Annotated in this window: 17 protein-coding genes and 2 tRNA genes; 12 read left to right on the top strand and 7 right to left on the bottom strand. The window is 65.3% G+C overall.

The window, feature by feature from the left end; genetic code table 11:
• From TP2_RS18705 to TP2_RS14950, 4 genes are all read left to right on the top strand, one after another.
• Window positions 1–1,462 (top strand): DUF7507 domain-containing protein (locus TP2_RS18705; RefSeq protein ID WP_038079208.1); only part of this gene is annotated, 1,462 nt, incomplete at its 5' end.
• A gap of 137 nt (window positions 1,463–1,599) precedes the next feature.
• Window positions 1,600–2,388: a SapC family protein gene (locus tag TP2_RS14940; protein ID WP_038079210.1), complete on the top strand. Its 789-nt coding sequence runs from the start codon at window positions 1,600–1,602 to the stop codon at window positions 2,386–2,388.
• 22 nt (window positions 2,389–2,410) lie between these two features.
• A complete protein-coding gene (locus TP2_RS14945; RefSeq protein WP_051692696.1) occupies window positions 2,411–4,117 on the top strand; it encodes a type I secretion system permease/ATPase in 1,707 nt (568 codons plus the stop codon).
• Window positions 4,110–5,603, top strand: coding sequence for an HlyD family type I secretion periplasmic adaptor subunit (locus tag TP2_RS14950; protein WP_051692698.1), 1,494 nt, complete (start codon window positions 4,110–4,112; stop codon window positions 5,601–5,603). The genes TP2_RS14945 and TP2_RS14950 overlap by 8 nt, the downstream gene beginning before the upstream one ends.
• 22 nt (window positions 5,604–5,625) lie before the next feature.
• Here TP2_RS14950 and TP2_RS14955 read toward each other — a convergent pair whose 3' ends face one another.
• From TP2_RS14955 to TP2_RS14975, 5 genes are all read right to left on the bottom strand, one after another.
• Window positions 5,626–6,333: a dimethylsulfonioproprionate lyase family protein gene (locus tag TP2_RS14955; RefSeq protein ID WP_051692700.1), complete on the bottom strand. Its 708-nt coding sequence runs from the start codon at window positions 6,331–6,333 to the stop codon at window positions 5,626–5,628.
• Between the two features lie 240 nt (window positions 6,334–6,573).
• Window positions 6,574–6,648 (bottom strand) — tRNA-Glu (locus TP2_RS14960).
• 26 nt (window positions 6,649–6,674) lie between these two features.
• Window positions 6,675–6,749, bottom strand: a tRNA-Glu gene (locus tag TP2_RS14965).
• Window positions 6,750–6,919: 170 nt separating this feature from the next.
• Window positions 6,920–8,662, bottom strand: a complete 1,743-nt coding sequence (recJ, locus tag TP2_RS14970) for a single-stranded-DNA-specific exonuclease RecJ (protein ID WP_038079214.1) — start codon at window positions 8,660–8,662, stop codon at window positions 6,920–6,922.
• A 39-nt stretch (window positions 8,663–8,701) separates the two neighbouring features.
• Window positions 8,702–9,403: a DUF599 domain-containing protein gene (locus TP2_RS14975; protein WP_038079216.1), complete on the bottom strand. Its 702-nt coding sequence runs from the start codon at window positions 9,401–9,403 to the stop codon at window positions 8,702–8,704.
• An 82-nt stretch (window positions 9,404–9,485) separates the two neighbouring features.
• Between TP2_RS14975 and TP2_RS14980 the strand changes: the two genes are divergently transcribed.
• The 6 genes from TP2_RS14980 (at window position 9,486) to TP2_RS15005 (ending at window position 15,738) form a co-directional block, all read left to right on the top strand.
• The gene (locus TP2_RS14980) at window positions 9,486–10,919 is read left to right on the top strand and encodes an FAD-linked oxidase C-terminal domain-containing protein (RefSeq protein ID WP_038079218.1); all 1,434 of its coding nucleotides are present in this window, start codon (window positions 9,486–9,488) and stop codon (window positions 10,917–10,919) included.
• Between the two features lie 99 nt (window positions 10,920–11,018).
• Window positions 11,019–12,098 carry an FAD-binding protein gene (locus TP2_RS14985; protein ID WP_038079220.1) on the top strand — a complete coding sequence of 360 codons (1,080 nt, stop codon included), beginning with the start codon at window positions 11,019–11,021 and terminating at the stop codon, window positions 12,096–12,098.
• Window position 12,099: 1 nt separating this feature from the next.
• Window positions 12,100–13,377 carry a glycolate oxidase subunit GlcF gene (gene glcF, locus TP2_RS14990; RefSeq protein WP_038079222.1) on the top strand — a complete coding sequence of 426 codons (1,278 nt, stop codon included), beginning with the start codon at window positions 12,100–12,102 and terminating at the stop codon, window positions 13,375–13,377.
• 69 nt (window positions 13,378–13,446) lie between these two features.
• Window positions 13,447–14,232: a trypsin-like serine peptidase gene (locus TP2_RS14995; RefSeq protein ID WP_038079223.1), complete on the top strand. Its 786-nt coding sequence runs from the start codon at window positions 13,447–13,449 to the stop codon at window positions 14,230–14,232.
• Window positions 14,233–14,242: 10 nt separating this feature from the next.
• Window positions 14,243–15,115: a trypsin-like serine peptidase gene (locus TP2_RS15000; RefSeq protein ID WP_038079224.1), complete on the top strand. Its 873-nt coding sequence runs from the start codon at window positions 14,243–14,245 to the stop codon at window positions 15,113–15,115.
• A 158-nt stretch (window positions 15,116–15,273) separates the two neighbouring features.
• Window positions 15,274–15,738, top strand: a complete 465-nt coding sequence (locus TP2_RS15005; protein WP_038079225.1) for an Hsp20 family protein — start codon at window positions 15,274–15,276, stop codon at window positions 15,736–15,738.
• A gap of 157 nt (window positions 15,739–15,895) precedes the next feature.
• On the opposite strand, the gene TP2_RS15010 is transcribed toward TP2_RS15005, so the two are convergent.
• Window positions 15,896–16,360 (bottom strand): hypothetical protein, encoded by a 465-nt coding sequence (locus tag TP2_RS15010; protein WP_038079228.1) that lies wholly within the window; start codon window positions 16,358–16,360, stop codon window positions 15,896–15,898.
• Window positions 16,361–16,486: 126 nt separating this feature from the next.
• On the bottom strand, window positions 16,487–16,828 hold the full coding sequence (locus TP2_RS15015) for a winged helix-turn-helix domain-containing protein (RefSeq protein ID WP_038079231.1): 342 nt from the start codon (window positions 16,826–16,828) through the stop codon (window positions 16,487–16,489).
• A gap of 164 nt (window positions 16,829–16,992) precedes the next feature.
• On the opposite strand from TP2_RS15015, the gene TP2_RS15020 reads away from it, so the two are divergent.
• Both TP2_RS15020 and TP2_RS15025 read left to right on the top strand, forming a co-directional pair.
• The gene (locus TP2_RS15020; protein ID WP_038079233.1) at window positions 16,993–18,183 is read left to right on the top strand and encodes an MFS transporter; all 1,191 of its coding nucleotides are present in this window, start codon (window positions 16,993–16,995) and stop codon (window positions 18,181–18,183) included.
• Between the two features lie 9 nt (window positions 18,184–18,192).
• Window positions 18,193–18,807, top strand: coding sequence for a glycosyltransferase family 29 protein (locus TP2_RS15025; RefSeq protein WP_038079235.1), 615 nt, complete (start codon window positions 18,193–18,195; stop codon window positions 18,805–18,807).
• The last annotated feature ends 75 nt before the right edge of the window (window positions 18,808–18,882 follow it).

Consider the following 18,882-nt stretch of genomic DNA (forward strand, 5'->3'; position numbering starts at 1 on the left):
CAACACCGCGACGGCCGATAGCGACGAGAGCGACGAGGCGACCGACGACGAGACGGTGACGCTGCCGCAAGATCCCTCGATTTCCATTTCCAAGGTGACGACACATGAAGGGACCGAAGGCGACGGGCTTACCGGTGTAACGGCAGGCGACTATGTCGGCTGGAAATACTATGTCTCCAACACCGGCAACGTCACGCTCGATAGTGTCTCGATCCTTGATGATCACGGCCCGCTCGATCCCGATTTCGGGACCGCGGATGGCGGGATCATCGATGTGCTGGGACTTGGCGGGTTCAATATCGGCGATGTCAACGAGAACGGGCTTCTCGATGTCGGCGAGGAATGGGTGTTCGAATCGAGCTTCCTGCTGGAAGTCCCCGAGGATCTGATCACCTATACCAACGAGGCAACGGTGACCGCTCTGACCGCGATCTACGATCAGGAGGTCTCGGATTCCGATACGAGCGGGTTCCAGGTTCTGCCCAACGGCATGGTCACCAATTCGATGCTGTGTGACTTCGGCGAGGTCTTCAACGCAAACTTCTCGCCTGACAAAGACGGTACCTACACGCAGAACTCGACCAATCCCGGGCAGTTCTTCTACAACGTGGTCTTCGATTACGACGAGGAATTCACCAACGGGGATGGTCAGGACAACATCCTTACCCTCGAGATCCCGGACGGGTTCGCGCTGCAAAGCGGAGATCCGAATTTCGAGAACGCGGTGCATGTCTATGACAGCGTCTCGGTCGAGTTCGACGCGGCGGGCAACATGTGCCTGGTTCCGGGTGACGAAATCCCGCGCGATCAATACACGATCGATTTCCAGTACAATGCCGATGGGACGATGGAGGCGATCATCAACTTCGGCGACTCGGATCTCACCGGGCTCACCTATGTCAATATCCACCTCGATTACGAGACGAAGGGCAGCTCGGGTTGGGAATACAAGGATGGGGATGCGGTCAACGGCACCGGACCTGATGGCTATGAATTGGGCGATATCCTTAACAACACGAGCTATGACTTCGATGCGAGCCTGACGGATGGTGGTTCGACGAGCGATCTCGACTTCACCGACTCGGTGATGAACGACAACGTCTTCAAGCAGTTCAAGCAGTCGGGCTTCGGTGGCTATGTCTGGTCGGACGAAAGCGGAACCGAGGCCGGGGTCTATGAGCCCGGCGAGGGGGTCGCGGGCGCGCTGATCGAAATCTACGACTCGAAAGGCAAGCTCGTTGACAGTGCCACGGTGGATGCGGACGGTTGGTGGTACTCTGCCTATACCCACAAGGGTAAGCAGGAAGCCTATACTGTCGAACTCTATGCCGACGGATCGCATGACGCAGGGGATGTGGCCGACGCGACTGGAACGGCGATGCTTGGCAAGGGCGACAAGTTCGACGTGGTCGATTTCTACCAGTCCGATGATGACATGTACCACGCTATGGAAGTCGCCTGACCCCCCCCACGCAGGCGCTGGGAGGATCGGGACATCCATTCATGCGTGACGTTCCGATCTGGGCGCGGCTCGATGCCCCGAGAGCCGCGCCTGCCCCCTCCCGATACAGGAAATGATGAAAAGGAAAGGGCAATCACATGGTTCAATCGATTTTCAAGGGCGGCGAGGTTCTCAACTCGCAGCGCCATACGTCTTTGCGCTACAGCCCGGAAACCGGCTGCAAACTCTTCGCCGATCAGGCCAGCGCACCGGTGACGATCGCCGAGTTCTCTGCGGTGGCGGCGGAATATCCGATCCTCTTCGCGCCCGCCGAGGCCGGCGCCTCGCCGGTTGCGCTGTTTGCGCTGAAGGAAGGAACGAATCTTTTCGTCGATCGCAAGGGGCGCTGGACCGGGCACTACATTCCTGCGCATTTCCGCCAGCTCCCCTTCTTCAACACGCATATCCGCGACAGCGACAAGATCGTGCTGTCGGTTCTGCCCGAGGCGGAGAGCGTGCATGAGAGTGGCGATGGACTCGCCTTGTTCGACGAGGATGGTCAGGCCAGCGAGTTCCTGAAGGCGGTGATGGAGTTCACGCGCCAGCATTACGAACATACCGTCACCACGCAGAAATTCTGCCGTTTGCTTGCCGAGCTCGATCTGCTGGAAGAGACCACCGGGACAATCACGCTGCCTGACAAGAGCCGGCGCATTCTCAAGGGGTTGTCTGTCGTGTCGCGCAAGAAGTTGCACGCGCTTGATGATGCGAAACTGGCGGAGTTCGAGCGCAACGGCGCGCTTGAGGCGATCCACCTCCACTGGGCGTCGATGCGCAATTTCGAAAATCTCGGTGAAAGGATGAGCCAGAGCAAGAAGGCCGAGCCGCTCGAACGACAGAAATCGGTCGTGTCGATCGCGCAGGCGATGTCGGCTTCGGTGCAATAGGTCGGGCTCAGGGGGCACATAAATGAAAAAGGCTACCGCCCTTGGGGTCGTGCTGAAATCAGTGCGTGGGCAGATGTGGTCGTTGCTGTGGCTCAGTTTCCTCGGAAACCTGCTGCTGCTGACAAGTTCCATCTACATGATGCAGATCTTCGATCGCGTGCTCTCGAGCGGGTCCGTCGATACGCTGACCTGGCTCAGCGTGATCGCCGCCGCGGCGCTGGTTGCCTTCGGGCTGCTCGAGCTGTCGCGTCGGCAGGTGCTCTCGCGGATCGGTGTCTGGTTCGAGCGCGAGCTGTCGGGCGAGGTAATGTCGCGCGCGCTGAGCCAGCGTCTCAAAGAGGGCAAGTCGGTGGCGGATGTCTCGGATCTCGCCGATGTGCGGTCCTTCATCTCGGGCGAAGCCCTGCTGGCTTTTCTCGACGCCCCCTGGACACCGGTCTTTATCGCGGTGATCTGGTTCATGCATCCGGTCCTTGGCGGGATTGCGATCGGGGCGGCGCTCCTGCTTTTCGCGCTGGCCGTGATCAACGACATTCTGACCCGCCGTCCGCTGGCCGAAATGTCGAGCCGCATGCGGCGCAATCGGTCGGACGCTTCGGTCTTCATCGAACACGCCGATACGCTTGAAGCGCTGGGGATGGTCGGCAAGACCACCGAACGCTGGAAGGCATCGATGCAGAAGCTCGATGCAGAAGGGGAGGGCGCGCAGAACCTCGCCGCTTTCCTGCTCTCGGCGTCGAAGACCCTGCGGATGATCATCCAGATCGTGATCCTCGGCACGGGCGCCTATCTGGTGCTGCAAGCCGAACTGACGGCGGGCGGGATGATCGCGGCTTCGATCATTCTGTCGCGGGCTCTGGCCCCGGTCGAGCGGGCGCTCTCGGCTTGGCGCAGCTACGGCTCCTACCGAGCCGCGCGGCGGAATCTCGAACAGCTTTTCGCGGCCGTGCCGGAGCGTGGAGAGCGGCTGGAACTGCCGCGCCCGAGTGGCGAGCTTGAGGTCAGCGCATTGCGCTACCACGCCCCGACGACCGGCGAACCGATCCTGAAGAACATCTCGATGCGCGTACCTGCGGGCAAGACGCTCGCGATCATCGGGCCTTCGGGCTCGGGCAAGTCGAGCCTGTGCCGCTGCCTTGTGGGCGCGTGGCAGCCGACTTTCGGGACGGTGCGGCTCGATGGTGCGGATCTCGCGGAATGGGATAGCGACCGGCGCGGCCGCTATATCGGCTACCTGCCGCAAGCGATCCGGCTCTTCTCCGGCACGATCGCAGAGAATATCGCCCGGCTTGGCGAGATCGATGACGAGGCCGTCCTTGCCGCCGCCCAACGGGTCGGCGCGCATGAGATGATCCTTGGGCTGCCCGAAGGGTATGAGACCGAGACGGGCCCGTTCTCCGATCTGCTCTCGGGCGGGCAGAAACAGCGCATCGGTATGGCGCGGGCGCTTTACGGCAACCCCTCCGTGATCGCGCTCGATGAGCCCGACAGTAACCTGGACGGCAATGGGGATCTCGCCCTCGCCTCGATGCTCAAGGATCTCAAGGCAGAGGAACGCACGGTGATCTTCGTATCGCACACGCCTGCGCTGCTGCGCTACGCGGACATGGTGGCGGTGCTCAAGGATGGCGTGCTCGTGCAGATGGGCACGCGCGACGAAGTTCTGTCGTCGATGATGAAGACCGGGACCGTGGGGACGGCTCAGAAAGCGGTGGGAGCAAATGGCTGACGTGGCGGAGACCGTGGCGACGGGCCCGGCGAATCCTTCGGGGCAGGGCGAGGTCTGGGCGCGGCTGGCGCAGGACAAGCTCTCGACCGAGACAATCCTGATGATCGGGGGCGCGGCAATCCTCGCGCTGCTTGCGGTCTGGTTCATTTCCTTTCTGCTGGCGGGCAGACGCGCGGAGTTCACACCTTCGACCTCGCTCGCGGCGCTCACACGCGGCCCGCGCGGGATCGGTCTGGCCGTGGCAATTGTCTTCTTCGGGATCTTCGGAGGCTGGGCCTATTACGTGCCGCTCTCGGGCGCCGCGATGGCGACGGGCGTTATCAACCCTGATGGCCGGCGCAAGACGGTGCAGCATCTCGAAGGCGGGATCATTCAGCGCATCCATGTGCATGAGGGCGATCATGTCGAGGCGGGGGATGTTCTGCTGACCCTTGATGCGGTGCGCGCACAGGCGCGTCTGGAAGAGCTGCGGGAGCGCATGCTCTACCTGCTCGCGACGGAGGCGCGCCTGCGTGCCGAGCTCACGCAGGCCGAAGAGGTCACGTTTCCGCTCGACGAGATGGCGGATCTCGCGGCGTCGCCCGAAGTCGCCGTCGAGGCACAGCGCCGGCTCTTTCTCGATCGTCGCGAGACCCAGAAATCGCGCGAACGGATCCTGGCGAAGCGCATCGACCAACTCAGGGTCGAGATCGGCGGCCTGACCGAGGTTATCGCGGCCCAGGGCGACCAGATCGACCTGCTTCAGGAAGAGCTCGACGTGACCAGCACGCTCTTCGACAAGGGGCTCAACCGTCTGCCGCAGCTTCTGGCGCTCAAGCGTTCGATGGCGGATCTCCAGTCCAATCGCGCGCTCAATCGCGCCTCGGTGGCGCGGCTCGAACAGCAGATCGGCGAGACCGAATTGCAGCTCGTGGCAACGCGCCAGCAGAATTCCGAAGCGGTGAGTACGGAGCTTGCGCAGATCCGCAGTGAGCTCGCGACGCTGCGCTCGAACCTGCCCGAGCGGCTTGATGCCTTGCAGCGCACGGTCGTGCTCGCGCCGATCGCGGGCCGCGTGCTCAACTTGCGGGTGACGACAGAACAGGGGGGCGTGCTTGGCGCCGGTGGGGAGATCCTGGATATCGTCCCCGATGACAGCCGCCTTGTCATCGACGCTCGCGTGCGACCCTCGGATATCGAGACGGTTTATCCGGGCATGTCTGCGCGGGTTCTGCTGACCGCCTACACGCAACGCAACCTGCCGCAGCTCTTCGGGCGCGTGGATGTCGTGGCTGCTGACCGTCTTGTCGATGACCGCACGGGCGAGCCTTATTTCCTCGTGAAGGTCTCGGTCGACGAGACGGATGTGGAAGCCCTCGGTGAGAATATCGAGATCATCTCGGGCATGCCTGCCGATGTGATGCTTCTGACGGGGGAACGCTCGCTCTTCGATTACATGCTGCGTCCCTTCGCCGACAGCCTGCGCGGCAGCTTCCGCGAGAGCTGATCGCTGCCGGTCCGCTCGACCCTCAGATCCCCTGCGCCACGCGGGCCTTGCGGGTCGAGCTGAGCTTCATGCCCGGCGCGGTCAGCCGTTCTTCCGGGCCGACCCAGGCATAGGCGAGCAGGCAGGGGTCGATATCGGCGGTGGTGATACGGTGTTCGTGATCGGGGCGGTTGAGGATCAGCGATCCCGGCGCATGCACGGCCGTATCGTTTTCCGACCAGGGGCCTGAGACGGAGATATAGCTCTCTTCGATCTCGCTATGGCTGTGCTGCGGATAGGTCGTCTTCGGTGCGAAGAGGACGAAGCCGAGGATCAGCCGCTCCGAGCGCACCGGGCCGCGAGGGCCGAGAACCTCGCAATAGGCATATTTGCGCGCGAGCGCCTTGGGCACTTTCTCATAGCCGTATTCCCAGGTCAGCGCCGGGGCTACGCGCCCCAGAGCGCGCGCAAGCCCTGCAACCGCGCCCCTTTCGCCAAGATCGAGCGCGCGCGGCAGATGCGCGGTGACGGGTTTCGCCTCGGGTGGGCGGGGCGTGATCTCGGGATTGGCGTCGATGAGCTGCGAGAGCGTGTCGCGGACCCGTTTGCGATGCGAGCGGATCAGCCGGCTGCCACCGGCCGAGCCGTGCCGGTAGAGCGTGTCGAACTCGCGCAGCAGATACAGCCAGTCCGGGGCATCGCACAGGCGTGGCTGGTTCTCGGGAGTGGTCTCGGAGAGGGGCAAGGTCATCGGCGGGATCCAACGGGCAGGGGCTGGGTTGCGGTGGCATAGCGGAGCTTTGCCGAGCCTAGTGTGCCAGCGCGCGGCGCCAGATCAAGAGAGCGTCGTATCGGCGCCGGAAATCGACATGAGGAAAGAACGGCAACCCGAAAACGAGAGAGCTTCACGCGTAGAGATGTTCTGCGTCTCATACACGCGCTGCGAAGACGTAAGGAGCTGATTTTAGGGTGTTTTCAGGGGGAAAGACGATGGCAGCCCGTAGGGGAATCGAACCCCTCTTTCCAGGTTGAAAACCTGGCGTCCTAACCGATAGACGAACGGGCCACGCGTCGCTCTTGCAGGATGGGAAGTGGCAGCCCGTAGGGGAATCGAACCCCTCTTTCCAGGTTGAAAACCTGGCGTCCTAACCGATAGACGAACGGGCCACACGAAGCCTTCCGGCCATACCTGCGTGAGGTGGAGCGGTGTTTAGGCCAGAGAACCGTGACTCGCAAGAGGGTTTTTACGGATTTGCGGAAAGTTTTTCTTCACCCGCGATGCCGGTCCGGAAGGCGTTGAAAAACATTGGCTTCGGCGCGCAGCTCACAGCTCCGTCTCAGGCGCGCGCGGCATCTTCGAGGCGCAGCTGAACCTTGTTGCGCCCGCCCCAGGAATTGATCTCGAGCCGCCCCGCAAGATGGAAGCGTCCCGCGCCGGGCTGGCTCAGTACGGGACCGAGCGGGCCGTCGAAGGCGCCAAAGCAAACCGCCTCGAGCCGCGTGCCCATCCCGTCGCCGAAATTGAAGCGCAGGTGGCTTTCTCCGATGCGGCGTGCGCCGGTGATCTCCATGCTCGCGAAGGCAAAGCGCGGGGCGGGGGCGCCCTGGCCGAAGGGACCGGCGCGGTCGAGATCCTCGATCAGCTGCGGGCTTGCGGCGCCGGGCATCAGGAGCCCGTCGAGGCGCAGATCACGCGGGCCCATCTCGCCTGCGCCCTGTTTGGCCAGCAGCTCGGACAGGCGCGCCATTGCGGCCTCCAGCTTGTCTTCCTCGACGGTCAGGCCGGCGGCCATCTTGTGCCCGCCGCCTTTCAACAGCAGTCCTTCCGCAGCAACGCGTTGGATCGCCGCGCCGATATCGACGCCTGAGACCGAGCGGGCCGAGCCCTTGCCGATCCCGTCCTCCAGCCCGATCACGACCGAGGGGCGGTTCGTCGCCTCCTTCAGCCGCGCGGCGACGATCCCCACCACGCCCGGATGCCAGCCCGGTCCGGCAGCCCAGACGAGCGGCGCCTCGACCCCACGCTCTTCGGCTTGGCTAAGTGCGGCCTCGCGCACGGCGTTTTCGACGTCACGACGCTCGGTGTTGAGCGCATCGAGCCGTTCCGCAATGGATTGCGCCTCGTTCGGATCGTCGGTCGCCAATAGCCGCGCGCCAAGATCCGCCGCGCCAATCCGTCCACCCGCATTGATCCGCGGGCCGAGCACGAAGCCCAGGTGATAGGCGGCAGGCGCCCGGTCGAGCCGCGCCACATCCGACAGCGCCACGAGGCCCGGCCGTTCGCGCCGCGCCATGATCTTGAGCCCCTGTCGCACCAGCGCCCGGTTGCAGCCGATCAGCGGCGCGACATCGGCCACGGTCGCCAGCGCCACGAGATCCAAGAGCGCCATAAGCGGCGGCCCCTGCACGCCTTCTTCACGCAGCTGCCGGTTCGCCTCGACCAGCATCAGGAACACGACCGAGGCTGCACAAAGGTGCCCCAACTCGCCGGTTTCGTCCTGCCGGTTCGGGTTCACCACGGCCAGCGCGGGCGGCAGGGTCTCGCCGCCCAGGTGGTGATCGAGGATGACGACATCGGCGGGCTTGGCGGCGGCCACGGGCTCAAAGCTCAGCGTGCCGCAATCGACGCAGACGATCAGCGGGTGCTCGGCGCCAAGGGCCTGCATCGCGGGCACGTTGGGCCCGTAGCCCTCGTCGATCCGGTCGGGAATATAAAGCGTGGCCTCGCGCCCCATCGCGCGCAGCCAATGGATCAGCAGCGCCGCCGAAGAGCCGCCATCCACGTCGTAATCGGCGAACACCGCGATCTTCTCGCCCGATTTCACCGCCTGTAGGAAGCGGGTCGCTGCCGCCTCCATGTCGCGCAAGGACCGCGGATCGGGCAGCAGCTCGCGCAGGGTCGGTTCAAGGAAGCCCTCGGCCTCTTCGGGGGCTACGCCGCGCGCCACGAGAATCCGCGCAAGCGGCAGTGGCAGGCGGGTCTGCTGCGCCATCGCCTCGGCAAGTCGGTCGGCCTCGGCAGAGGGCCCGATCCAGCGCCGACCGGTCAGGGATTCATCGACGGAAAGAAAACTGCTCATGAGCCGGGTTTAGCCAAATCCGATCCGGCCTTCCAGCATCTAGTCGGGGCGATTTTCTAGCAAGGCCTGACGCGAGTCCGAGGCAAATTCGCGCCGCCATAGCATGCCCGTGGTGAAGACCACGGCTCCGATCAGCGCGTAAGGCCCTAGCAGCCAGGCCAGCGTCGCCAGCGCGAAATAGACCGAGCGCAGCCCGCGATTGAAGCTTTTGGCCGCGTTGATGTTGATCTGTGCCGCCTGCGCCGCACGCGGATAGGCGAGCGGATCCTGAGGGTCATTGGGCACGGCAGCCATTGCGATCGCGGCATAGGAAAAGAGCCGGTGCGACCAGACGAATTTCAGAAACGCGTTCGCGCCGAAGAGCACGGCGGTCAGGATGCGCGCCTCCCACAGCAGGTCCGGCCCGTGATCGAGGGCGAAGTCGCTCGCGATATTTGCCAGCGGCTGCGGGTTGGCGATCAGCGCAAGCCCCGCGCCGATGGCCAGCAGCGAGGTCGAAGCGAAGAAGGTCGTCGATTGCCGCAGCCCGTCCACCATGGCCGAATCGAAGATGCGCGGCTGGCGCGTCACCAGTTGGCGCATCCATTCGCGTCGGTAACCGGCCATCAGCTTGCCCATCGACGGACGCGACGGGCTCGAATGCTCGGTTATCCAGCCGATCACCATCCAGCAGGCCACCAGAAGCACCAATGCGGCAAGGTCGAGAGGCCCGAGCGGGCCGATTTGCAGGGACTCGGTCATGCTGATCAGTTAGCGTGATGCAGCTTGCCTTGTCACCGGGGCTTATTGGTTATATTTTCTGACCAACCGGGAGGGATTCATCATGGAAATGCCGAAGCCGAATGACGATCTGCTGGCGCGCAAGCCGCAGATCATCGCGCGTCTGCGCGAGGTGCTGCCCGCCGATGCGGTGATCGACGATCCGAACGAGACGCGCGCCTATGAATGCGATGCGCTCTCGGCCTATCGCTGCCAGCCGCTGGGCGTGGTGCTGCCGCGCTCGACGGCCGAAGTCGCGGCAGCCCTGAAGGCCTGCCACGAGATGGGCGTGCCGGTGGTGCCGCGCGGCGCGGGCACCTCGCTTGCGGGGGGCTCGATGCCGCAGGCGGATTCGGTGGTGCTGGGGCTCGCGCGGATGAATTCCGTGCTCGAGACCGATTACGCGAACCGCTTCATCCGGGTCGAGGCGGGGCGCACGAACCTTTCCGTCACCGGTGCGGTCGAAAGCGACGGCTGGTTCTACGCGCCTGACCCCTCCTCGCAGCTCGCCTGTGCGATCTCGGGCAATATCGCGATGAACTCGGGCGGCGCGCATTGCCTGAAATATGGCGTGACGACGAATAACCTGCTTGGCGTGACGCTCGTCACGATGGAGGGCGAGGTGGTCGAGATCGGCGGGCCGTATCTGGACGCGGGCGGGCTTGATCTGCTTGGTCTGATCTGCGGCTCGGAGGGGCAGCTGGGCGTGGTGACCGAGGCCACGCTGAAGATCCTGCCCAAGCCCGAAGGCGCGCGGCCCGTGCTGATCGGCTTCAACTCGAACGAGGTCGCGGGAGCCTGTGTCGCCGATATCATCAAGGCGGGTATCCTGCCGGTCGCGATCGAGTTCATGGACCGCCCCTGCATCGTCGCGACCGAGGCCTTCTGCCATGCGGGCTATCCCGATTGCGAGGCGCTGCTGATCGTCGAATGCGAGGGCTCTGCGGCAGAGATCGACGAGCAGATCGGCATGATCCGCCAGATCGCGGGCCGTCACGAACCGGTCGAGTTCCGCGAGGCGCAATCGGCCGACGAGGCCGCGCGGATCTGGCTCGGCCGCAAATCGGCCTTCGGCGCGATGGGGCAGATCAACGATTACATGTGCCTCGATGGCACGATCCCGGTCTCGGAGCTGCCTTTCGTGCTGCGCCGGATCGGCGAGCTGTCAAAGGACTACGGGCTCGATGTGGCGAACGTCTTCCATGCGGGCGACGGCAATATGCACCCGCTGATCCTCTATAACGCGAACAAGCCGGGCGATCAGGAACTGTGCGAAAAGCTGGGGGCCGAAATCCTCAAGCTCTGCGTCGAGGCGGGTGGCTGTCTGACCGGCGAGCATGGCGTGGGGATCGAGAAGCGCGACCTGATGGATGTGCAGTTCGAGCCCGCCGATCTGGAAGCGCAGATGCGGGTGAAGGACGTGTTCGATCCGAAATGGCTTTTGAACCCGGCGAAGGTGTTTCCGCTGGGCGCAAGTGCGAGCCGCCGTGTGACCTGACGGGGCGCGAGCTAAGAGCCGGGCAGGGGGCGCTGCCCCCTCTGCGCCTACGCGCATTCACCCCCGGGATATTTGAAGCAGTTGGAAAAGTGAGGCTTCATGAGAGTTGAGAGCGAGGCGCAGCTGGCCGAGGCCGTCCGCGATGCGGGTGGCGCGCTGGCCGTGCGCGGAGGGGGCACGCGGCCGGTGGGGCGCTGCCTGGGCGAGCCTTTGGAGGTCGGGATTTCCGGCATCACGCTTTACGAGCCGGGCGCGCTGACGCTGGTCGTGGGGGCGGGGACGTCTCTGGCCGAGGTCGAGGCGGCGATTGCTGCCGAGGGCCAGCGTCTGCCCTTCGAGCCCGCGAATTGGGGGCCGGTTCTGGGTGTCGAGGGCGTAAGCACGGTGGGCGGTGTGGTTGCCGCCAATGTCTCTGGCCCGCGCCGGGTGCAGGCCGGGGCCTGTCGCGACAGCCTGATCGGGGTGCGGTTCGTCGACGGGCGCGGTCAGGTCGTGAAGAATGGTGGCCGGGTGATGAAGAACGTGACCGGTTACGATCTGGTCAAGCTGATGGCCGGGAGCTGGGGCACGCTGGGCGTGATGAGCGAGGTGGCCTTCAAGCTGCTGCCCGCAGCCCCTGCGCAGGCGACAGTGGTGATCGACCTTCCGGCAGGGGCCGCGCCGGTGGCGCTGGCGGCGGCGCTGGGCTCGCCCTTCGATGTGTCTGGCGCGGGCTGGGTGCCGGGCGTCGGCGCGGTGGTGCGGGTCGAGGGTCTGTCGGAATCGGTCAGCTATCGTGCGGGTGAGCTGCGCAAGCTTTTGGAGCAATTCGGCCCGGTGCGGGTCGAGGAAGAGGGCTCGGCCGCGATCTGGGCCAGCCTGCGCGATCTGGAGCCCTTCATCGACAAGCCGGGCGATCTGTGGCGCTTCTCGGTCAAGCCCTCGGAGGCCTCGGAGATCGTGGCACGTCTGGGTGGCGAGGTGCTGCTGGATTGGGGCGGCGGGCTGATCTGGGCGCTCTTGCCGGAAGGCAGCGAGGCGCGCGCGCTGGCCGCGCCCTATTCGGGCCATGCGACCTGCATGCGCGGATCGGCGGGCGTCACCTTCGAGCCCGAACCCGCGCCGATCGCCACGCTCACGACGGCGCTTCGGGCGCAGTTCGACCCGCGCGGCATTCTGAACCCGGGAAGGATGGGCTGACATGCAGACGAATTTCACGCCCGAACAGCTGAAAGATCCCGGCATCGCGCGCGCCAATGAGATCCTGCGCGCCTGCGTGCATTGCGGGTTTTGCACGGCGACCTGTCCGTCATATCAGGTGCTGGGCGACGAGCTCGACAGCCCGCGCGGTCGGATCTACCTGATCAAGGATATGCTCGAGAGCGGGCGTCCGGCGGATGAGAAGACCGTCAAGCATATCGACCGCTGCCTGAGCTGTCTGGCCTGCATGACGACCTGCCCCTCGGGGGTGCATTACATGCATCTGATCGACCATGCGCGCGCCCATGTCGAGAAGACCTACAAGCGGCCGCTGGTGGACCGGCTGCTGCGTTGGACGCTGGCGAAGATCGTGCCCTATCCGGGCCGGTTCCGTCTGGCGATGGGGGGCGCGAAGCTCGCCAAACCCTTCGCGGGGCTGCTACCCGACAAGCGGTTGCGCGCGATGGTGTCGATGGCGCCCAAGACCATCCCGCCGGTCAGCCGCAATGACGATCCGCAGGTTTTCGCGCCGATCGGAGAGAAGAAATACCGTGTTGCGCTGCAGATCGGCTGCGCGCAGCGGGCGCTCAATACCGATATCAACGATGCCACGATCCGGCTCTTGCGGCGGCTTGGGTGCGAGGTCGTGATCCCGAGAGATCTGGGCTGCTGCGGGGCGCTTTCGCACCATATGGGCCGCGAGGAGGAGAGCCATTCGCAGGCAGCGCGCAACATTCGCGCTTACTTGGGCGAGGGCGATCTGGATGCCGTCATCATCAACACCTCGGGCTGCGGCACGACGGTGAAGGATTACGGGCACATGTTCCGCAACGATCCGCTGGCCGAGGAGGCCGCGAAAGTTGCGGGGCTGGCCTGCGATATCTCGGAATTCCTCGTGAAGATCGGACTGCCCGAAGGCAAGGGCGGGATGCGGGTCGCCTATCACGCGGCCTGTTCGCTACAGCATGGCCAGCAGGTGAAATCCGCGCCGAAGGATCTTTTGAAACGGGCTGGTTTCGAGGTGGTCGAGCCCGCCGACAGCCATCTGTGCTGCGGCTCTGCCGGGACTTACAACCTGCTGCAGCCCGAGATCTCGGAGGAACTGAAGCGGCGCAAGGTGGCGACGCTCGAGGCCAAGCAACCCGAAGTGATCGCGGCGGGCAATATCGGCTGCATGGTGCAGATTGGCGGTGGGACCGAGGTTCCGGTCGTCCACACGGTCGAGCTTCTGGACTGGGCCACGGGCGGGCCGAAGCCGCCCGCTCTTGCACAAAGCTGAACGACGCCACAATCTGGCCGCATCGGGGCGTTACGAAAACCGTGACGCCCCTTTTCGTTCGGAGCTCTGATGCGCGCGCTTGCCTTGCTGATTTCGCTGCTTTTCGCCCTGCCGGCGCTGGCCGAAGATGTCGGCGCGCCGCTTACGCAGTTGGAGACCGGCGATCAGACGCGCGGCTGGGAAGCAGTCGGACGACTCGATCTGGGGCAGGGCAGCTTCTGCACGGGTACGCTGATTGCCGCAGATCTTGTGCTTACGGCTGCGCATTGCCTGTTCGACCGGCGCACGGGCGCGATGATCGATGCGCGCGACATGGAGTTTCGCGCGGGCTGGCGCAATGGCCGGGCCGAGGCCTATCGCAAGGTCTCGCGCGCGATGGCGCATCCCTCATATCGTTATGGTGGGCCGCAGGGGATGAAACGTTCCTCTTTCGATCTTGCGCTGGTCAAGCTCGCCCAGCCGATCCGGCTTCCGCAGCTTCGGCCCTTCGCGCTTTCCGACGCAGCCCCCTATAGCGGCGAGCAGGTGGGGGTGCTCTCCTATGCCAAGGGACGTTCCGAAGCTCCCTCGTTGCAAAAGGCCTGCGCGGTGATCGCGCGTGAAAACGCCACCGTCATCATGAGCTGCTCGGTCGATTACGGGGCGTCGGGGGCGCCGGTCTTCAGCTTTGCTGATGGCACGCCGCGCATCGTCTCGATCGTTTCGGCCAAGGCGGAACTGGGCAAGGAGCCGGTTTCGATCGGCTCTCTCGTGGCCGGGGTGGCCGATCTGCGTCAGGAGATCGAGGCGCGTGACACGCCGCGCGGCGCGCAGGAGATCCGCGCGGGCGGGGCAAAATTCGTGCGGCCGAACTGAGGAGACGAGGATGCGGATCACGAGCCTCATCGCGGGTGTTCTTTCTATCGGGCTTCTGGGCTCGGCGGCGCAGGCCGAAGGTTCGCTCGATCGGTTGTCGCAACGCGCTGATCTCTTCGGCTGGGAGGCTGTGGGCAAGGTCGCCATCGGTGAGGGCGGTTTCTGCACCGGCGTTCTCATCGCGCCAGATCTGGTTCTGACCGCCGGTCACTGCATCTTCGACCGCGCGCGCAAGGCCGCGCGCCCGCCCTCGGAAATCCGTTTCCTCGCCGGTCAGACCGGCGACATGGAGATCGCCGCCCAGCCCGTCGCGCGGATGGTGGCCGATCCCGATTACGCGCCTTTCGAACCGATCTCGGCCGATACGGTGCGCCATGACGTGGCGCTGCTGCAACTTGCACGCCCGATCCCCAGCTCGATCGCAGCTCCCTTCCGGGTCGGCACGATCGGGCCAAAAGGTACACAGGTCTCGGTCGTCTCCTATGCGCGCGGGCGCTCGGATATGCTGTCGTGGCAAAAGAGCTGCACGGTTTTCGGTCGCGGCGAAGGGCTCGTGGGCTTCGATTGCGACGTGAACCACGGCTCTTCGGGTGCGCCGGTCTTCGATCGCTCGGGCGTGGCCGCGGGGGAGCGGGCACGTGTCGTCTCGCTTGTTTCCGCGGGCTCGCGCAAGGATGGCGAAGTGAAAGCCTACGGGATGGAACTGCCCGCCATCGTCGCGACGCTCAAATCGGCGCTGCGCTCGGGGCGCGGCGTGATCGAAGGGGAGAGCGCGCAGGCGCAGGCTCCCGCGCCACGCATCCGCAGCGTCGGTCAGCCGGGCAGCGCCCCGCGCGTGTTGTCGGGCGGCAGCGCCAGCGGCGCGAAATTCCTGCGCCCCTGAACGGCTGGCCCGCGCTTGCGCGCCCCTCTTGAAACGCGGATTTTCCACACCCAAATTTGTCAGTGTCGGGATGCCTGATCAGGGTTCCGGCACCTGAACTGCCCGGCCCCGCAACAGGGGCGGGTGACCATAGACATCGCTCAAGAGAGGATGACACCATGCGAAGCTTTGATCTTTCGCCCCTTTACCGTGCCACCGTCGGGTTCGACCGTGTGGCTGACCTGATGGACCGCGCGCTGTCCACAGACCTCGCGCAGCCGACCTATCCGCCCTACAATATCGAGAAGACCGACGAGAATGCCTATCGCATCTCGATCGCTGTCGCCGGGTTCTGCTCGGACGAGCTGGCCGTCGAGTTGAAAGACGGCGCGCTCATCGTGACCGGGCGCAAGTCTGAGGATACGACCGACCGCACCTACCTCCATCGTGGCATCGCGACCCGCGCCTTCGAGCGCCGCTTCGCGCTGGCCGATCATGTGAAGGTGACGGGCGCCACGCATGAGGATGGCATGCTCCACCTCGATCTCGTGCGCGAAGTTCCCGAGGCGCTCAAACCCCGCCGGATCGAGATCGCCGGACCGAGCAAGGCCGAGACCAAGCAGGTCGAGACCGTCGACGCCTGAGGCGCATCACGGTTTACGAGACGGGCGCGGGGGAATTCCCCCGCGCTTTTTGTTTGTGCCGCAAAGGGTAGCGCCCTCCCGGGGGGAGGGTCGGGCGCGGCCCGGGCCGCTGGTCGCGCCCTGCGCCAAAGTCAGAACTTAGAACGGGTTAACTAGCTCACGGCGGGCTCAGATCCGTCCCGCCGCGCGTGAAGACCATGACGTGATCGCCGCTGCCGCTGAACGTAACTTGCGCCCCATCGACCTGCGCCTCTGTCATGTCGAAGAACATCCCCACCAGCTCTCCATCCGCCTTGAAAGGCTGCGAGTCCCAGTCGCAGGACAGGGTCGGCGAGGCCGAGGTCGGGCGGATACCGAGTTTCGGATAGGGGAAGACCATGATGCCGGTGCCGCAGAGGCAATGGCCGCAGATCGCGAAGCGGGAATTGTCGCCGATATAAAAGCGCAGAGCCCGCGCGGGGCCTGCGCCGTCCACGCTGACGAGATCATAGGCGCGCAGCGTGTCGATCCGGGCCGCGAGCGTCTCGGAGGTGGCGGGGCCGGTCGGTGTGCAAGCGGCAGCGAACAAGCCGAGCACGAGGGCTGCGATCGGGCGGCGAAGCGGGGAAGACAGGCTGGTCATGGGGCTCTCCTTCGCGGGCGAAGCCGTCTGGCAGCCCCCAAGATGGCCGATTTTCCCGCAGATCCATTGATTTCGCGCAATCCGCGTGGGCGACAGGGCGCGCGTCGGTGGCTCAGTGGCCGCCCATCAGGGGGCGATCATGTCGCCGATCCGCTTGATCTCTTCCGCCCCTGCCGCGACGGCCTTTTGCTCGAGACGGCGATAGGCGGCCAGAACCGCTTCGCCCTCGGGGGTGAGCGATGCGCCCCCGCCCTTCGCGCCCCCGCGCGAGCTCTCCACCAGCGGGGCGCGGAAATTCGCGTTCATCACCTCGACGAGGGACCAGGCGCGCTTGTAGCTCATTCCCATCGCGCGACCAGCCGCCGAGATCGACCCCTCGCGGGCGATCTCTTCGAGCAGCCGGACCTTGCCCGGGCCCAGCATCGCGTCTCCGAAATAGAGGCGCAGCATCAGCCGGGTCAGTTCCATCTTGGCACTCCTTCACCCTTGCGCGTCCCCGAAGCAGAGTCTGATCCTAACTTCCTGGGAGTTCAAGGGGCCGCCGGGTCACGCGGCCGTGTTGCAACCGGCTCTCTCCCCTTGAACTCGGCGCGCGCTTCGGCCAGCTTGGCGCGCGCTATTCCGGAGCCTTCATGTACGTCTCGATCGCCTGCCTCGTGGGGGCCTATCTTCTCAGCCAGTTCTACCGCACCTGCCTCGCGGTGCTGACCCCCGTTCTGAACCACGAGATTGGGGTGACGGCGGGCGATCTCGCGGTGTCGCTGGGGCTCTGGTATGGGGCCTTCGCGCTGGTCCAGATCCCGATTGGCGAGGCGCTGGACCGGATCGGGCCGCGCCGGACGGTCGGCGTGCTGCTGGGCCTTGGCGGCGGCGGGGGCGCGGCCGTCTTCGCGATGGCGCAGGGGCCGATGGGTATTCATCTGGCGATGATCCTGATCGGGGCGGGCTGCGCGCCGGTGCTGGTGGGCAGCTATTTCATCTTCGCGCGGGCCTTTGCGCCGGCGCTTTTCGGCACGCTCGCGGCGTCGATGATCGGGGCGGGGAGCCTTGGCAACCTCGCAGGCGCCGCGCCTCTGGCTGCCGCGATCGAGGCTTTCGGCTGGCGGCCCTCGCTCTGGGCTCTGGCCGCGATCACGCTGGTGGTCGCCGCCCTCATCCTGATCTTCGCGCGCGACCCCGAGCGGGTCGAGCAACCTGCCGGCCGCCGGGGCACCGCGCTCGACGTGCTGCGCCTGCCGGGCTTCTGGGTGCTGCTGCCGCTGACGGTCGCCAATTACACCGCCGCCGCGGGGATCCGCGGCGTCTGGGCGGGGCCCTATCTGGCGGATGTCTTCGGTGCGGACGCGCATCTGATCGGCAAGGTGACGCTGGTGATGGGGCTCGCGATGATCGCGGGCAATTTCGCCTATGGTCCGGCCGACAAGATCTTCGGCAGCCACAAGCGGGTGGCGCTTTACGGCAATGCGGTGCTGGCGCTGGCGCTGACGGGGCTGTGGCTGATGCCGGGGCAATCGCTGTGGATGGCGACCGCGCTTCTGGCCGCGATCGGCTTCTTCGGTGCCTCTTTCCCGGTGATCATGGCGCATGGCCGCACCTTCTACCCGCCGCATCTGACCGGGCGGGGCGTGACGCTGCACAACATGTTCTCGATCATGGGGGTGGCGGCGATGCAGTTCGCCTCGCGCCCCGTCTTCGATGCGGCCTCGGCGGGCCATACCGCCCCGGTCGCCTATGGGCTGCTGTTCGCCTTCTTCCTCGCGCCGGTGGTGATCGGGCTGGTCTTCTACGTTTTCGCCCGCGACACCGGAGATGGGTTGAGCTAGAACCGCTCCATGACCCGGCTCGGATTTCTCATCAATCGCACTCTGCGCCGCGAGGCGCCGCTGACCGCGCTCTCGGTCTCGCAAGAGGCACTGCTGGGCGAATTGTCGGGCAAGTCGGTCGCGCTGGTGGGCAATGCGCGCGCTTTGGCCGAGGGGCAGGCGGGGGCCGAGATCGACGCGCATGACGTGGTGATCCGGATCAACCGCGCGCCGATGCCCTCGGCGGCCAGTCATGGCACGCGCACCGACTGGCTGGCGCTCGCGACCTCGCTGCCGCAGGCCGAGCGCACCCGCATCAATCCGGGCCGCATTCTCTGGATGAGCCACAAGCGCAAGCGGCTCGATTGGGAGACCGCCTCCAGCCCCGGCTTCTACCTGCATCCGCTGGGCGAATACGAGGCGCTGAAGACGCAGCTTGGCGCGCAACCCACCACCGGCGCGATGCTGATCGACATGCTCGCGGGGTCAGATCTCGCGCGGCTCGACCTCTACGGTTTCGACTTCTTCGCCTCGCTCTCGCTCTCGGGGCGGCGCACGGCCGACAAGGTCCCTCATGACTTCGCCGCCGAGGCCGGGATGGTCGCGAAGTTGACGGAACGTGATCCGCGCATCATTCGGAACTGATCTGCGTCGAATCCCTTTCATTTCTGTGAGCAAAGCGGTAGGAAGCCGCGTTCTTTGAGGAGCAAGGAGGTCCTT

Source organism: Thioclava pacifica DSM 10166 (genome assembly GCF_000714535.1).
Classification (GTDB): domain Bacteria; phylum Pseudomonadota; class Alphaproteobacteria; order Rhodobacterales; family Rhodobacteraceae; genus Thioclava; species Thioclava pacifica.

Coding starts and splice junctions, on each gene's coding strand:
- TP2_RS14940 (WP_038079210.1), top strand. CDS start 1,600: ATGGTTCAATCGATTTTCAAGGGCGGCGAGGTTCTCAACTCGCAGCGC.
- TP2_RS14945 (WP_051692696.1), top strand. CDS start 2,411: ATGAAAAAGGCTACCGCCCTTGGGGTCGTGCTGAAATCAGTGCGTGGG.
- TP2_RS14950 (WP_051692698.1), top strand. CDS start 4,110: ATGGCTGACGTGGCGGAGACCGTGGCGACGGGCCCGGCGAATCCTTCG.
- TP2_RS14955 (WP_051692700.1), bottom strand. CDS start 6,333: ATGACCTTGCCCCTCTCCGAGACCACTCCCGAGAACCAGCCACGCCTG.
- recJ (WP_038079214.1), bottom strand. CDS start 8,662: ATGAGCAGTTTTCTTTCCGTCGATGAATCCCTGACCGGTCGGCGCTGG.
- TP2_RS14975 (WP_038079216.1), bottom strand. CDS start 9,403: ATGACCGAGTCCCTGCAAATCGGCCCGCTCGGGCCTCTCGACCTTGCC.
- TP2_RS14980 (WP_038079218.1), top strand. CDS start 9,486: ATGGAAATGCCGAAGCCGAATGACGATCTGCTGGCGCGCAAGCCGCAG.
- TP2_RS14985 (WP_038079220.1), top strand. CDS start 11,019: ATGAGAGTTGAGAGCGAGGCGCAGCTGGCCGAGGCCGTCCGCGATGCG.
- glcF (WP_038079222.1), top strand. CDS start 12,100: ATGCAGACGAATTTCACGCCCGAACAGCTGAAAGATCCCGGCATCGCG.
- TP2_RS14995 (WP_038079223.1), top strand. CDS start 13,447: ATGCGCGCGCTTGCCTTGCTGATTTCGCTGCTTTTCGCCCTGCCGGCG.
- TP2_RS15000 (WP_038079224.1), top strand. CDS start 14,243: ATGCGGATCACGAGCCTCATCGCGGGTGTTCTTTCTATCGGGCTTCTG.
- TP2_RS15005 (WP_038079225.1), top strand. CDS start 15,274: ATGCGAAGCTTTGATCTTTCGCCCCTTTACCGTGCCACCGTCGGGTTC.
- TP2_RS15010 (WP_038079228.1), bottom strand. CDS start 16,360: ATGACCAGCCTGTCTTCCCCGCTTCGCCGCCCGATCGCAGCCCTCGTG.
- TP2_RS15015 (WP_038079231.1), bottom strand. CDS start 16,828: ATGGAACTGACCCGGCTGATGCTGCGCCTCTATTTCGGAGACGCGATG.
- TP2_RS15020 (WP_038079233.1), top strand. CDS start 16,993: ATGTACGTCTCGATCGCCTGCCTCGTGGGGGCCTATCTTCTCAGCCAG.
- TP2_RS15025 (WP_038079235.1), top strand. CDS start 18,193: ATGACCCGGCTCGGATTTCTCATCAATCGCACTCTGCGCCGCGAGGCG.